We start from the raw sequence: 16069 nt of genomic DNA, 5'->3' as shown, positions 1-16069 counted from the left end.
CATGAAAAACCTTCTTAAGAAAATTCACAGCATCCTTATTAAATCTTTTACTTAATGCTTGAGGTGAAATTGATATCTTTTCATTAGCTTCTAATTTTGCACACAAATCCGATAAAGAAGAGGAACACAAATCTTCACCTAAAAAGGTGCATAGATTTAAAAAACTTTTAGCAGAAACCTTTCCTTTTCTTCTTATAAACAAATTTTTTTCAGCCATTTTTTCGATTTTACTAAGGTTGTACAACTCTCCCAAACCATGAATTATTCGTTTTATTTTTTCTCTATTCATCGTAAATAACATCCTTTCAATTAGCTTTATATATAATTACATAAAAGTTATATATACACTAATTATATATTATTTAACAATAAAACAAAAAACAAAAGGTGTATTTTATACCATAATTAGGTATAAAACACACCTTTTATTAAAATAAATATTAACATTTTAAGTCATAACTTTTACCCGTTTTTGCTCATATTTAAAAGAGGTTTAATTTTAAAAATTCACTACTTACATTTAATGGTTCTGTTAGGTTGATGGCTATGCCACTTACTCCATAGCCTTTTGTTCTGCAAAGGAAAAAGTGATAAGCATTCTTATCCTTTATAATTCTCCAAGGTTGTTTGTTTGAAGCCGAAGGTCCAAGTCTTACCATCTCTAATGGAACCACATATTCACCAGCGCTATCCTCATTTAGTGGAACTAACCCATCTGTTTCAAAAAAACAATTCACTCCATGGTTTTCGTTTATTAGCACCAACAATTACTCTCATCGCTGATTCAAAAACTCTAGGCTTTTCTTTTTTTGTTCCTACCGGAGAAACAATGGGTATGAATTCATTATCAAGCGAACTCATATTTTGTTCAAAATCACCCTTATTAAAAGTTCCACCGAGCCAACATGTTTGAAGTCCCAAATCCGTTGCAAAAAGAACAATTTTTTCAAATAAATACCCAAATTCAATTGCATTTTTTTCTTCTTTATTTAATATTCCAATAATAAATGAATTTGCACCTGATATAATCCCATATGTACCTAATTTTTTTACCTTACCACCATCATTATCATTACTTTGTATAAATATAAACCTAACTCTTAATTTAGTTTCTTCATTAATTTTTGTAATATAATCCTTTAGCTTTTTAAGGGTTATACTTTGAATATTTTTTTGATCAAACGACCTGCTTGATGTCCTCATCTTAATAAGTTCAATAACTGACTTTTGAAATTCCATACCTTCTCCTTTTAACTTATCATTTACCAATATTTCATTTTTCCCTTATTTTATTACTATTTAATACAAATATTTTGGTGTAAATTCTTTGCTCAATCCTATTCAAATACAGTGCCAGCTATCTCTCGAACTTGAACGGCTAATTCATTTAATTCTTCTACCGTTGCATGAATTTCTTCCATGTTAGAGCTTTGTGATAAAACAGAATCATTAATGCTTACAATCTTCTCTAAAATATCATCTATGGATTCTTTCATTTCATTTAGGCTTGCAGATATCTGATCAGAGGTCTGGTTACTTGATTGAGACAAATTCCTTACTTCATTAGCAACAACGGTAAAACCTCTTCCTGCCTCGCCAGCCCTAGCTGCCTCAATAGACGCATTTAATGAAAGTAGATTTGTTTGGGTAGCTATTTTCTGGATCAATCCAATTATTTCTAAAGTATTACCTACTTTTCCACCTACTATTTTTGCAGCTTCTGTTATCTCTTCTTGTTTACGTGCAATTTCCTGAACCTGCTCAGTAGCATCTTCTACCGTTAAAGAAATTTCTGATAATCCTTTTGACAAATCATCAATATGACTTCCCATATTAGCTTCAAAGATTTCCTTACTTTTCTTCATTTCCGTTATATCCTGTAATGCACCTGCAACAACAATAGGTGCTCCATTACTTTCCCTGACAGTTTTTCCAACAGCCTTAAACCATCTGTACGTAGCATCTTTGTGCATAAGCCTGTACTCTAAATCATAAAGTGTATTGCCAGAATAGTCCATGACATGTTTATTAAAGGCATCTAATACAGCTTGTTTTTCTTGTGGATGTAATTTGTCACTCCATGAATTGAGTACATTTGGAAAATCTCTTTCATCATTGTAGCCCAACAATTTTCTAAATTGATCCGACCACCAGAATGCATTACTAGAATTCGATGGATCTTTTCCAACTACATTCATACTCCACGAACCTTCTGTAAGAACAGAATCAATGGCATCGTGTCTTTGCGTTGAAATAGATAATAACCTCCGATTTTCCTGTTCTTCTGTTATGTCTATAAAAATTCCAATGAACATAACCGGTTTTCCACCATCTTTTCGAACAATTCTTCCAGCAGCTCTATACCACCTGTATCCTTCTGATTTTGTCATCAAGCGATAATTTACATCATACTCTTTTCTGCCAGTAGTATCTGCGATACATGCCCCAAATTCTCCTAATGTAAAGCCTTTATCCTCTGAATGAAGTTTATCGCTCCAAGCCTCTACAGTATTTGCAAAATCATTAGTATCATTATATCCAATCATTTTTCTAAATTCATCACTCCATACAACCGTAGAAATTTCTCCTTTATCATCAAAATACATTGTCCACATACCAGATTTAATAATTTCATTAATCATCTTTACATTTTCATGTTGTTTAACTATTAGTTCATTGGCAATGTGTGCAAACGAATTAAATTCCTGTATAACTTTCTGCCAATTCTCGTCTACTCCTTCAATATCAATATCTCCAAATGAATCGGTTGAGGATCCAACTTGGGCCTGATTGTGTATTTCTTTAATAAAATTGTCGAATATTTCTGTATTAGTCTTTTTTTTAAACATAACAATAAATCCTCCTATTATACGTTAATAATCAATTTTTCATTTATAAAGCGCATAATACATTATATCCTTGTATTTACTGTTTTTCAATGTTTAGTGTAAATCTGGAATTTATTTTATTGAACCTAAATGATTTAAGCCAAGTACTAGAGGAGGAGAAACTATCTCTCCTCCCCTCTAAACTATAACATATCGCATCCAAAAGAACACAATAATCATTATGTAACACACTACCATTATCTTTCAAAAGTTCCTTTAACTACCGCCTCTCCCTCATACACCATTTCTACTCCTTTAGCAAAAACTGTGTGTATAGTTAAGTCACTTTTGTTAACTATTACAAGGTCAGCATCTTTACTCTCCTGCACTAATCCTTTATTATCTAGTTTTAAATTAGTAGCTACATTTGAAGTAATTACTTTTAGTGCAACCTCTAAATCTATTCCGTCCTTAAGTACTGCATCTCTGACCTCTATATAAAGAGACTTAGTAGACCCAATTCCTAGGCCAATAAATTCTCTTTTTTTATTGAAGATTGGTAAACTTCCTTGTCCATCAGAAGTAAATTGGATTTGTTCTATTGGTATTCCTCTTTCTAATGCTATTTTTAGTGCTGTACTTGCTTTAACTTCATCCTTCTCTAGGTGATCTGGATCTGAACTAGTAGTAATATCAATGATTCCACCAAGTTTTGCAAATTCTATTCCTGCCTCAAACAGAGAAGTAGTTCTGTTTATATGTGTTGGTATAACTTGTTTAATTGGTATTTCAGTTTCCTTTATCATTCTGACTAAATATTGCAGCCTTCTCTCACCATTTCCAAGATGAACATTTACAACACCAGCTTTACCTGAAAGCAATCCACCAACTCTAGCATCTGCAACGACTTTTATAAATTCTTCATAAGTTGGCTGTGAGGACCTATGATCTGAAATAGCTACCTCTCCTATTCCAATAACTTTATCTATAAGCATAATATCTGATTTACAACTATTGGTCATTGTACTTACCGGTATTGCATAGGACCCTGAGTAAATATATGTACTTATCCCCTCCTCCTCAAGTGCTCTTGATTTTGCAAGAAGTGACTTTAAATCTCTGCATACACCGTCTGTTCCTAGGCAACCTACTACGGTGGTAATTCCACCTACTACAATATCAGAAAGGTTAATTTCTGGTGTCCTAGTCTTAAATCCTCCCTCACCTCCTCCACCCATAATGTGCACATGTGCATCTATAAACCCTGGAAATACTAGTTTGCCTTCTGCATTAATTACTTTTGTAGAAGTAAATTTTTGTGGAATTGTTATATTTTCAGCAATAGATTCGATTTTTCCTCCTGCAATTATAATATCCCTTTTTCCAATATAATTGGGTGCATAGACTTCTCCGTTTTTAATTATTGTAATCATAAAATACTGTTCCCTCCTTATATTTATGCCTTATTATTCTTTATTGAATTCAATTATTATGGGAAGTGAAGTCAAGATATCTATAAACTATATAAATTTAATAGTTAAAAGATGGCTCCTATATGTGGTAACCATCTTTTAAGTATAGGATAAGAAAAAATCTATTGTACTTTTTTGTCCATGAAATTTGAACTATTCAATAATTTAGTTTCACTTTTACCTTCCTTAATTTTGTTATTTATTATATCTATAAGTTGCTCTAATTCCTTTTCAAAGAAAACTATAACAATATCTCCCGGGCTCGCAAAATCCAATGCCGTTTTAAATGCATCCCTCTCTTTTAACATTGTCTTAATGTTCTTGTTATGAATATTGGATTTTTGAGCTCCACTTAATAGAATGTTTGCTACTTCCCCTATAGCCCTACCTCTTCTATCTTCATCTTCTTTTATAAAAATGTAATCAAAGCTTTCTCCTGCACATTTACCAACCTGTAGAATGTGACTGTCTGGTCTATCTCCTGGCACCCCAATAACTCCTATAAGTTTATTATGTGCTATCTGCTTAAGTCCATCTAGTACACACCTGTAGCCATCAATGTTGTGTCCATAATCTAATACAACCATTATATCGTTTACATAATATATATTAAACCTTCCTGGATTTTGCTCATTATTGCAGTGAAATGAAGTTAAGCCCTTCTTAATGACATCATAACTTATTCCAAGTCCTATGCAAGCCGCGCAGGCTGCCATGGCATTTTCAGTGTTATATTTTAAAGCACCATTCATTGTTATACCTATCATTTTTATGTCAATTAAACTTTCGCAGTGAGTGCTGTTTTGGATTATAATTTTATCCTGGTCTATATAAATTCCATATCCACCCTTATCAAGGTTACTTCTCATCGCTACATTGTCCTTATCACTTGAAAAAATTATAAGATTCCCCCTTAGTCTAGGCAAAATGCTTATACACATTTCATTATCACCATTAATTACAACATATCCATCTTCTTTAACTGCTTCTCCAACCAAAGCCTTAACTTTAGCTAAATCTTCAATGGTTTCTACACCATCTACTCCTAGGTGGTCCTCCGTTATGTTTGTAATAACAGCAACATCAGCAAGGTCATAAGCAAGTCCGCCTCTTATCATTCCACCTCTTGCAGTTTCAAGGACTGCTGCATCTATTTCTTTATTCATAAGAACGGCTAAAGCGCTTTTAGGACCTGTAGTGTCCCCCTTAAATGTACATTTTCCATCAATATAAATTCCACTTGTGGTGGTCATTCCAACAGTATATCCTGCAATGGAAAGTATGTGCGAAATAAGTCTTGTAGTAGTAGTTTTTCCATTGGTTCCTGTTACTGATACTAATGGAATGTTTTTTGGTATATCCTTAAATAATTTATCAACTATATGACCAGCTACATTACGTGGTGATCCAATACACGGATTATGATGCATTCTAATACCAGGTGCAGCATTTATTTCTATAATTACTCCGCCGTCAGTTATTGGTTTACTTATATCTTCACATATTAAATCTATCCCACAAATATCAAGGCCTATGGCACTTGCAGCTCTTTTGCATATTTCTATATTTTCCTCACATATTAAATCTGTACAATCTAATGCGAATCCACCTGTAGATAAATTTGCATTATCTTTTAAAAATAATTTTTCTTTTTCGGGAAGAACAACCTTTAATGTATATCCCTTTTGTTTAAGATATTCTATAAGTCTATCATCTACTTTAATTTTAGTTAATTCTTTTTCGTGACCTTCACCTCGTCTTGGATCCTCATTGGTAATATGAATAAGTTTTTCAATAGTATTTATACCATCACCTATAATATATGGAGGAATTCTTTCTGACACTGCAACTATATCTCCATAAACACTACATACTCTGTAATCCCTTCCACTTATAAATTTTTCTATTATTATATCTTCGTAATCACCAGCTAAAAGCTCATAGGCCTCTGATAACTGTTTTTCATGTTTTATATTGACAATAACTCCCTTGCCTTGGTTTCCAAACTCAGGTTTAATTACAACTGGATACCCAATATCCTTTGCAAAGTAAAGAGCATCTAATCTACTTTTAACTTTCATTCCGCTTGCTACAGGTAAACAATGTATACCTAATATTTGTTTGGTTAGCAATTTATCCTGTGCAATACCTACAGCTATTGCGCTTGTATCATTTCCCATTGTCGCTTGAATGATCTTAGAATACTTACCATACCCTAATTGAAAAATACTATCTTCACCTATCCTTAGAATAGGTATCCCTCTTTTTTTTGCCTCATTACAAATATTAAGTGTACTTACTCCAAGTTGTTCCTCCATTAATATTTCCATTAATTCTTTTAATCTTAAATCTATATCAAATATTTCTTTATTAATTAATGAATTAACAATATTAACTGCTATATTTGCAACCTGAAGTCCAGTATTTTTATATTCATATTGATATATAACATAATAATTATCTCCAGATATTTCCCTAGACTTCCCATAACTCACTTCTACCCCCACCATATTTTGGAGTGCTATTATAATATGTTCAGTTATATGTGCCAAATAAGTTCCTTCTGTAAGTCTTTTAATAAAACCCCTATCTTCATCTATTCCACATCTATGTTTACTAAGTTCTGGCAAAAGTTGTACTAACCTTTCATTAAAATCATAAATATCTTTGCTAGGAATTTCCCTATAACCCTCCAAGTCTAAGTCAAGCCTTATACACTTTTTATGAGAATATATATTTCTACCGTTAAATACCCTTTGATTAATTATTTTCATGTAATTCTCCTCCTAATGATATATCCACCACCAATATAGATATTAAAAAATATTGGCAGTAAATTATAATAACATATTTATGCTATTGGTATTCTAGATGTCAGGTCAAACCTATTTCCATCCTTTAATACATGCATTTTAACATTAAATATTGACAATATATTATTTTGATATTGTTCCGACACATTTGTATTGCTTATATTACTTCCATCAATAATATAAACTGCACCAGAGCCAACTACTCTTAAAATATTATCTTTATTTACAATAATTGCAGTATCTTCATCAATACCAATCCCTAAAACTTCTGGGTTTTCTGCTACTCCAACTAATAACCTTCCTACTCTTCCTCTTTGAGCAAAATGTTGATCTATTATAACCCCAGTAATTAATCCCAGTCCTGGGGCCATTTTAAGAGTACATTTTTTAGGGGACTCATCATCGAGTCCTGTTACTATCATAACATCACTCATTACTGATGCCCCAGCAGAAGTGCCAACAAAGACACAATTTTCTAAATGTCTACGCTTCATACTTTTATATAAAGGAGTACCTCCGAGTATACTGGTTATTTTAAGCTGATCACCACCAGTAAAGAATACTAAAGAAGCTTTTTCAATTAATTCCACATTCTCAGTTTTTAAAGCATCTGCCCTATTTCTTACATCAAGTACTCTGATATTTACAATGCCAAGCTCATGAAATATATTTGTATAATCATTACCTACTTCTACCGGTAACTCTGTTGCTACTGTTACTATAACTAAAAGATGATTCTCCAAATTAATATGTAGACTTACCTCTTTAAGTATCTTTTTATCGCCTTTTTTATCTTCTGCTCCACCTATTATAATTAACCCTTCTTGTATATTAATTGACATTCACCATCCTATAATAAATTTTAGAAATTCTCTTTTTTACTAAATTCTTGGTTCTTACCTTACTAAAAAAAATTATCCCTTTAACTCCCTTAGTTGAATTTTTTCTCTCATTATATCTATGAAAGGTTTTGGATTTTCAATAAATATTATAATAATATCTTTAGGCTTTGCAAAATCTAAAGCAGCTTTGAATGCTTCAGACTCCACTGAAATCTTCTTTATGTTTGTACTATGGAAATTGGATTTTAACACTCCTTTTTCTATAATATCCGCCACTTCCCCTTTAGCTCTGCCTCTTTTATCTTCGTTATCCTTTATAAAGATGAAATCTAAATTTTCTCCTGCATATTTACCAACTTCAAGTATAAAACTGTCAAGTCTATCTCCTGGTGCCCCAATAACTCCTATAAGTTTATTATGTTCTATATTTTTAAGTACGCTAAATACAGCCTTGTAGCTTGCAATATTGTGCCCATAATCTAAGATTACCATTACATCATTAACAAAATACTTATTAAACCTCCCAGGATTTTGATTATCATCATTGTAAAATGACATTAACCCCTGCTCTATAATGTCATAATCTATGCCTAGCCCTATTGCAGCCCCGCAAGCTGCCATGGCATTTTCTATATTAAACTTGAGTAAACCACTCATTGTTATTCCTACATTATTTATGCTAATCAACTTTTTAACATTAGTATTTTTTTGCACAATCATATAATCCTCATCTATATAAATTCCATATCCGCCATTTTTAATGTTAACTTGCATTATCTCATTGTTCTTATCCATAGAAAAAATAATAAGCTTACTCTTAAACCGCTGCAAAATACTTATACTAATTTTGTCATCTCCATTGATAACCACATAGCCATCAGTTTTAACTGCTTCACCAACCAAAGCTTTAACTTTGGCTAAGTCCTCTATGGTTTTAACCTCATCTATCCCAATATGATCCTCTGTTATGTTTGTAATAACTGCAACATCAGATAGATCATAGGCAAGACCCTCTCTTATTATTCCACCACGTGCAGTTTCAAGTACAGCTGCATTTATATTTTTATTTGTAAGAACCACTAAAGCGCTTTTAGGACCTGACATATCCCCCTTACATATACATTTTCCATTTATATAAATTCCACTAGTTGTAGTCATTCCAACTACATATCCTGCAATTGATAGTATGTGTGTTATTAGCCTTGTGGTAGTAGTTTTTCCATTAGTTCCTGTTATTGCTACTACTTTCATATTTCTTTGTACATCCACAATTACTTTATCCTGTTCGCTAATTAATATTTCTCTTAACTTAATTAATCTTGAATTTATATCTAATGGAGACCTATGAATTAATGAATTAATTAGATCCACTGCTATATTTGCGGCCTCTATACCTGCATCCACAAATTGGTATTGATAAATTACATAACAATTATCCCTAAATACACCCTTTGCCTTTCCATAACTTACTTTAACACCAATCATATTATGGAGTTCAAGTATAATATGCTGGCATACATGTGCCAAATAAGTGCCTTCTACATGCGTCTTATTAAAACCTCTTTCATTATCATCTATACCACATATATGCTCAGCGAGCTCCGGCAATATATTTATAAGCCTATTATTAAAATCAAAAATTTCATTATTAGGAATTTCACTATACCCTTCTAAGTCTAAGTTAAGCCTTATACACTTCTTGTGAGAATATATATTTCTTCCCTTAAAAACCTTAAAGCTAATAATTTCCAAGAAGTAATCATCTCCTACGCGTATTTATTTATACTCATTACAATATTGTTGTCTTTTACTAATTATTTATTCATATTTTGTATTAGTTAGATGAAGTGTATGCTATTTTAATAGTTCTATAACTATCTTAATTATAGTAATAATAAATGTACCAGATTAATTATAAAATGCTTATATAAAAAGGAGATGATTATTAATGAAAGAGTCAATTACTGAAAATAATGATATTACTATTTCTAAATGGCTAAAAAAAGAGATAGGACTTCTAGAAGCTATTACTATAGTTATAGGCATGGTCATAGGTTCGGGAATATTTTTTAAAGCTTCCTCAGTTTTTAAAAATGCTGGTACACCTATGCTAGGAATATTGGCTTGGGTAATTGGAGGGCTAATAACAACAGCCGCTGCATTAACAGTTGCTGAAGTAGCTACAGCTTTTCCAACCACTGGTGGAGTTTTCGTATATCTTAAAGAATTATATGGTGAAAAATGTGCATTTTTATTTGGATGGATGCAAACTTTAATTTATGTACCCGGAGTAGTAGCAGCATTATCAATAATCCTAGTCACTCAATCCACTTATTTTATACCGCAAATGACAACAATGCAGCAAAAAATACTAGCAATAATTATTTTATTTTTCCTCATGGTCATAAATATTATATCAACAAAGCTTGGAAGCAAACTTCAGGTTGTTGCGACTATTGGAAAACTTATTCCAATACTTGTTATCATCATAGTTGGTTTAGTGAAAGGGACTGCTCATGATTTTATAGCACCAGTAGCTTCATTAAATTCAGTAGGCATTGCGGGTTTTGGAGCAGCAACTTTAGGAACCTTATGGGCTTATGATGGCTGGATTAGTGTTGGTAACATGAGCGGTGAACTTAAAAATGGTAAAAAGGATATTTCAAGATCTATAATTATAGGACTATCCGTTATAATAATAGTTTATTTATTTATTAACATAGCAATAATAAACGTCATGCCTGTCACTGCGGTAATCGCATCCTCTAAACCTGCTTCAGATGTAGCAGAAATTTTATTTGGACCCATTGGTGCTGCCTTAATAGCCGGAGGAATAATGGTTTCTATCTTTGGAGCATTAAATGGATATTTGATGACAGGGGTTAGGATTCCACTCGCTATGGTTCAAGATAAGCTTTTACCTTTTTCAAAATTTTTTAGTAAAACAAATAATAGATTTAAAGCCCCTATTAATATATTTGCATTTGAAGTAATCCTGGCAAGTTTTTATATATTAAGTGGTTCCTTTGATACTCTTACAAATCTAATTGTATTTATAATGTGGATATTCTTTACTATGTGTGTTGCAGGTATCTTCATTTTAAGAAGTAAACATAAAAATATAAAAACATCCTATAAAGTCCCCTTTTACCCTATTACACCATTAATAGGGATAGTAGGAGGCGCATTTATACTTGTAAGTACTTTTATAACAGATTCGTACAATGCAACCTATGGAATAATTATAACTTTACTAGGACTTCCTGTGTACTTGTATATGAGAAAGAATCCAAAGTAAACTTCATCTAAGGTTAATCCCATATTCATTCTAATTAGCTTTATTTTTAAAAACCCAATGCGTAAAAATAATTTTATTTTAACATCTCAAAACTTAAATGCGCAGATCTAGTAAAACGCAAAAAGCTGACTATAGTGATTTTAAATCACTTTAGTCAGCTTATTTCTATTTATATTATTTAATGAATAACACAAATGAAATTAATTACCTTTTCTTACCTAATTCAGGATAATAAAGTCTTAAAATTTCTTTAGTATTCCATGTTCTTTATTTTGTATTTGTTTTATTATAATTATCTATAGCACTATTTATTGTAGTAGCTGCAGTTTTAATAGTAACCTCTGGTGTCTGTTTATTTTGAAGCATTTTTTCAATATTTGTTTCAATAGTACTTCTTGCTTCTGAAAATACTCCTATACATGCGCCTTGAGTATTATAATTTGTTGGTGTTTGATGAAGCTGATTTACAGCAGTTTGAAAATTAGGATTCGCTTTTAAATGTGTCTTCATTTCCTCTAAGTCATAAGCACCTACATTTGTTGGAAAATATCCTGAAGTTTTACTCCAGAAAACTTGTTGCTTAGGCTGAGACATATATTTAATAAATTCCCAGGTAGCCTTTTCTTTATCAATATTTTTATTGTCTATCATCCAGAGTGATCCTCCACCTATTATAACCCCACCATCTTTAGAATCATTAAGTGATGGTATGAAAGCTGTACCAATTTCAAACCTTCCTCCAGCTCCTTTGGTTAATCCATTTAGTGCCCCTGTTGATTCTAATATCATAGCACTTCTTCCAGCTGAAAAAGCATTTTTAGTATCGTCAGTTTTTCTACCAAAATTACCAACATTACCTGACTTGATTAATGTTTGCCACTGTTTAAGTATATTAAGTCCTGCACCATTTTTTTCGAATTCTACTGCAGTTGCTCTATCTGTTCTTCCGTTATTATTATTTGTATATAGTTGACCCTGTTTCGCTATAAGTTGTTCAAAAAACCAACCATATATGGCCATTGAAAATCCATATTGAGTTACATTTCCACTGTTATCTTTTTTAACTAATTTAGCTGCATACTCCTCTACCTCTTTAAATGTCTTAGGCGCGACATTGGGATCAAGTCCTGCTTCTTTAAATGCAGTTTTATTGTAATATAGAATTGGTGTTGATGAATTAAATGGCATTGACCATAATTTATTATCGATAGTGTAATAGCTTAATAGGTTTGGTTCTATCTTAGTCTTATCATATTTATCACTATCAATATATTTTTGTACGGGTACTACCCATCCACCATCAATCATATATCTCGAACCTATATCATATACCTGACAAACATCTGGCCCTGCTTTACCTTGCATAGCAGTCTTTAATTTAGTAAGTTCATCATCATATGTGCCTTGGAACTGAGCTGTAACATGAATATCTTTATTACTTTTATTAAAATTTTCAACCAAAGTTGTAATTCCCTGTCCGTTTACTCCAGCCATAGCATGCCAAAATACTATTTCAATTGGTTTCTTATTGTCAGTACTAGTTGTCCCTACGGTTTTACCACATCCTACCAGTCCCATGATCATAGAAGTCGCCAAAACTAAACATGAAATTTTTTTGATTTTCATCTTTCTCCCCCTTATTAATTTAACATAAATAATAAGCAAAATTAACCCTTTACAGAACCAGCTGTCATACCAGATATAAGCTGCTTTTGGCCTATAACAAAGGCAATTATTGATGGTAATATAATCATTATTATTCCTGCCATAACTGTCCCAAAAGACTGTGAGTCTATATTTTGTAGCATACTCATTCCTATTTGGACAGTTCTCAAAGTGTCAGTATTTGTAACGAGAAGTGGCCACATATACATATTCCATGCCTGAAGAAATGTAAATATACCAAGCGCACCAATAAATGGTTTTACCAGTGGAAGCGCTATACTAAATAAAAATCTAAAATTACTACATCCATCTATTTCTGCAGCTTCTTTTAACTCCCTAGGCAAAGTCAAAAAAGCTTGTCTTAATAAGAATATTGCAAAACCCGATGTAGTAGTTGGAAGTATTAGTGCTTTAAATGAATCAATCCAGCCTAAACTGCTAATAGTCAAATAATTTGATATGATTATTGCTTGCCCAGGTATCATTAGCGTAGAAAGCATAATCAAAAATAGTATATTCTTCCCTTTAAACTTAAGCATTGCAAAAGAATAAGCAGCTAGTGTACCTGTTATTATCTGTCCGATTGTTATGCTACTTGCCATAATAAAACTATTAAGAATAAATCTTAAAATTGGTGCAGTCGCCAAAGCATCTTTATAATTTTGAATATATAGACTTCTGGGTATTATTTTAGGAGGATATTCAAATATTTGCCCAGGCTCCATCAAACTTACAGATAGCGCATACAATATAGGCAAAATAATGATAATAGAAAAAATAGCATTTACTATAAAAAACATTATTTTTGTATTTCTCTTTTGATGCACTAATAATTCACCTTCTTTTCCCCTACCTTGAATTGGAATATTGTAAGTATTAGTAAGATAATAAAAAGTATTATGGACTCAGCACTTGCAATCCCATATCTGTTGTTAAAAAATGCTTCTCTATATATGGAGTAAACAATTAAGTTGGTAGCCTCACCAGGTCCCCCAGTAGTCATAAGATTAATCTGTCCAAATGCCTGAAATGAATTTATAATATCTATAATAAGTAAAAAAAATAAAGTCGGCATTATAGATGGTATTGTAATTGATAAATGTTTTCTGAAAAAACTGGCTCCATCTATTGATGCACTTTCATATAAATCAGCTGGAATGTTTTGCAGCGCAGCAATTATAAAAATGAAATTAATTCCTATATTCATCCATATAGTTACTATTGCCACTGAAAATAGTGCCCAATTTGGATCTGTTAGCCACCCAATATGTAACTTTAAAGTGTAATTTAATATTCCTATACTTGGGTGAAATATAAACATCCATATTATAGCAGCCGAAGCGGAGGATATTGCCATTGGTAATGCATATATTGTTCTAAAAACACCAGTTCCAAAAACTTTTTCATTAGCTAATATAGAAACAATAAATCCAATAAAAATAGAAAAAGCAACATTAATTAAAGCAAATTTTCCAGTTACAAATAAACTGTTTCTAAATGAGGGGGATTTCATTAAATTAATATAATTATCCAATCCAACAAAATAGCTTATTTTCCCTTGAGGTGTTGTGGCATTTAAGCTTAAAAATATTGTCTTACCAAGTGGAAAAAATACGAATATCCCAAAAATAATTAATGCTGGCATTAAATACAGATATGGTTCTACATTTTCAAAAAATATTTTTTTTGATTTGATTTTCACCTCTGTAGTTTTCACATGCATACCTTCCTCTTATAATTTAGTTATACCAATTATGTTATTTGTTAAAATCCGCCGGGGGTATCATTATGTATATTTTACCAATTATTAATAATAATGTCAATATATTTAGTCATAGTTTTATTGCATTATATGTGTATTTTAGGATATGTTTTCACATAAATAAGCACACTGTTAATAAATTTATTAACAGCGCGCTTATTTATGATAAATTGAATGATAATTTAATAAATGGATTGAACGTAATAAATTAGTTTATTGTCACTCTTAAAAAAGACTTAAAATATGATATGTATTATATTATAGTTTTTAATAGTTTTATTGTATTATCAATGTGAGTAAGGTTAACAGTTTTTGCTCCTTTGAAGTGCCTGTCTCTATCAATGGGCAAAGTTCCAAATCCATCTAAATCATATGCTACCATCATATTTTTACTAAACTTTATATCCATTACCAAAAACCATTCCCTCATTAGTTTGTGGTTAGGAGGTAAATAAACAAACTCAATGTTTGGGTGGGACTCTAGCGTAGTATCTTTTTCTCCAAATAAGTATATTTTATCTACATTATCAGCCATTTTCAAATATCTATCCCAGATTTTTTTAGCTCTAGATATTTTTTGAAAACCTGCATATATGATGCCCTCTCTTTTCTTATTTAGTGCCACACTTTCCATTATAAAACACATTCTTTCTAAATTTGGAATTTGAGTTTCATATTTAATATTTGCTATAGAAAAGGTTTTTTCCGATTCGTTGCTAGACATTTTAATAACATCCCCATCTACGTTTTTAAAAATTTCATCATATATTGAAAAATTTTTCATTTTTAAAATCCTCCTTTAACTTTATTGAACAAATTATAAGATAATATTGATACAATGGTAAACTTAATTAAATTAAACGGAATAATAATTAATACGAAATATAAGCTTAAATTAATTACAAGTGGGTTGAAAGAAGCAGCTAAATTAAGAATCATTTGTTTGTTAATACCTAACAAAATACTATATAATGGAAACATAATAAAATAATTTACAATGGCAGATAGAATACTGATAATAATTGTAGATAATACTAAACTTATTTTAATTTTTTTTGTTTTATTATATAAAAAATGAATAAGTATAATAAAGGATGCTGATATTATAAAATTAATTAATTCCCCAATTCCAGCTGATTGTGATACAGTAAAATGTATAATATTCTTTATTAAACTAACAAATATAGCTTCATAAGCACCTCCTGTGAGCAACATAATAACCGCAGGTATTTCACTTAAGTCCACTTTTAAAAACGGTGGAAATAGGGGTAAGCTAGTATTCAAGAACATTAATATAAAGGATATAGTGCTAAATATAGCTATCCTAACTATTTGTTTAGCAGAGTATTTAATGATATGTTCACCCCCTTTTAAAACTTGATTTAAGTA

General features: G+C 31.3%; 13 protein-coding genes and 1 pseudogene. 1 reads left to right on the top strand and 13 read right to left on the bottom strand.

Annotated elements, in window-relative coordinates; all coding sequences use genetic code 11:
• The 8 genes and pseudogenes from ACREVU_RS19870 to ACREVU_RS19835 all read right to left on the bottom strand — a co-directional run.
• Positions 1 to 289: pseudogene (locus ACREVU_RS19870) on the bottom strand (hypothetical protein); the annotation flags it as partial.
• Between the two features lie 193 nt (positions 290 to 482).
• Complete coding sequence (locus ACREVU_RS19865) at positions 483 to 737, bottom strand: hypothetical protein (protein WP_431553330.1); 255 nt, start codon at positions 735 to 737, stop codon at positions 483 to 485.
• Positions 721 to 1239, bottom strand: a complete 519-nt coding sequence (locus ACREVU_RS19860; protein ID WP_431553329.1) for a nitroreductase family protein — start codon at positions 1237 to 1239, stop codon at positions 721 to 723. The genes ACREVU_RS19865 and ACREVU_RS19860 overlap by 17 nt, the downstream gene beginning before the upstream one ends.
• 98 nt (positions 1240 to 1337) lie before the next feature.
• Positions 1338 to 2849 carry a methyl-accepting chemotaxis protein gene (locus ACREVU_RS19855; protein ID WP_431553328.1) on the bottom strand — a complete coding sequence of 504 codons (1512 nt, stop codon included), beginning with the start codon at positions 2847 to 2849 and terminating at the stop codon, positions 1338 to 1340.
• Positions 2850 to 3085: 236 nt separating this feature from the next.
• Positions 3086 to 4261: a beta-aspartyl-peptidase gene (gene iadA / locus ACREVU_RS19850; protein ID WP_431553327.1), complete on the bottom strand. Its 1176-nt coding sequence runs from the start codon at positions 4259 to 4261 to the stop codon at positions 3086 to 3088.
• Positions 4262 to 4422: 161 nt separating this feature from the next.
• The gene (cphA, locus tag ACREVU_RS19845) at positions 4423 to 7074 is read right to left on the bottom strand and encodes a cyanophycin synthetase (RefSeq protein ID WP_431553326.1); all 2652 of its coding nucleotides are present in this window, start codon (positions 7072 to 7074) and stop codon (positions 4423 to 4425) included.
• A 77-nt stretch (positions 7075 to 7151) separates the two neighbouring features.
• Complete coding sequence (locus ACREVU_RS19840; protein WP_431553325.1) at positions 7152 to 7955, bottom strand: cyanophycinase; 804 nt, start codon at positions 7953 to 7955, stop codon at positions 7152 to 7154.
• A gap of 72 nt (positions 7956 to 8027) precedes the next feature.
• The gene (locus ACREVU_RS19835; protein ID WP_431553324.1) at positions 8028 to 9707 is read right to left on the bottom strand and encodes a cyanophycin synthetase family protein; all 1680 of its coding nucleotides are present in this window, start codon (positions 9705 to 9707) and stop codon (positions 8028 to 8030) included.
• Between the two features lie 196 nt (positions 9708 to 9903).
• Here ACREVU_RS19835 and ACREVU_RS19830 point away from each other — a divergent pair, with 196 nt between their 5' ends.
• Positions 9904 to 11253, top strand: coding sequence for an APC family permease (locus tag ACREVU_RS19830; RefSeq protein WP_431553323.1), 1350 nt, complete (start codon positions 9904 to 9906; stop codon positions 11251 to 11253).
• Between the two features lie 267 nt (positions 11254 to 11520).
• Here ACREVU_RS19830 and ACREVU_RS19825 read toward each other — a convergent pair whose 3' ends face one another.
• The 5 genes from ACREVU_RS19825 to ACREVU_RS19805 form a co-directional block, all read right to left on the bottom strand.
• Positions 11521 to 12879: an ABC transporter substrate-binding protein gene (locus ACREVU_RS19825; RefSeq protein ID WP_431553322.1), complete on the bottom strand. Its 1359-nt coding sequence runs from the start codon at positions 12877 to 12879 to the stop codon at positions 11521 to 11523.
• 41 nt (positions 12880 to 12920) lie between these two features.
• On the bottom strand, positions 12921 to 13718 hold the full coding sequence (locus tag ACREVU_RS19820; RefSeq protein ID WP_431553321.1) for a carbohydrate ABC transporter permease: 798 nt from the start codon (positions 13716 to 13718) through the stop codon (positions 12921 to 12923).
• 26 nt (positions 13719 to 13744) lie between these two features.
• On the bottom strand, positions 13745 to 14641 hold the full coding sequence (locus ACREVU_RS19815) for a carbohydrate ABC transporter permease (protein WP_431553320.1): 897 nt from the start codon (positions 14639 to 14641) through the stop codon (positions 13745 to 13747).
• Positions 14642 to 14933: 292 nt separating this feature from the next.
• The gene (locus ACREVU_RS19810; protein WP_431553319.1) at positions 14934 to 15464 is read right to left on the bottom strand and encodes a DICT sensory domain-containing protein; all 531 of its coding nucleotides are present in this window, start codon (positions 15462 to 15464) and stop codon (positions 14934 to 14936) included.
• A 2-nt stretch (positions 15465 to 15466) separates the two neighbouring features.
• Entirely contained in the window at positions 15467 to 16012 is a 546-nt protein-coding gene (locus ACREVU_RS19805) for an ECF transporter S component (RefSeq protein WP_431553333.1), read from the bottom strand.
• Between the last annotated feature and the right edge of the window lie 57 nt (positions 16013 to 16069).

Source organism: Clostridium sp. (genome assembly GCF_050717535.1).
Lineage (GTDB): Bacteria > Bacillota > Clostridia > Clostridiales > Clostridiaceae > Clostridium_AD.
This window is presented reverse-complemented; position numbering and strand designations above follow the sequence as displayed.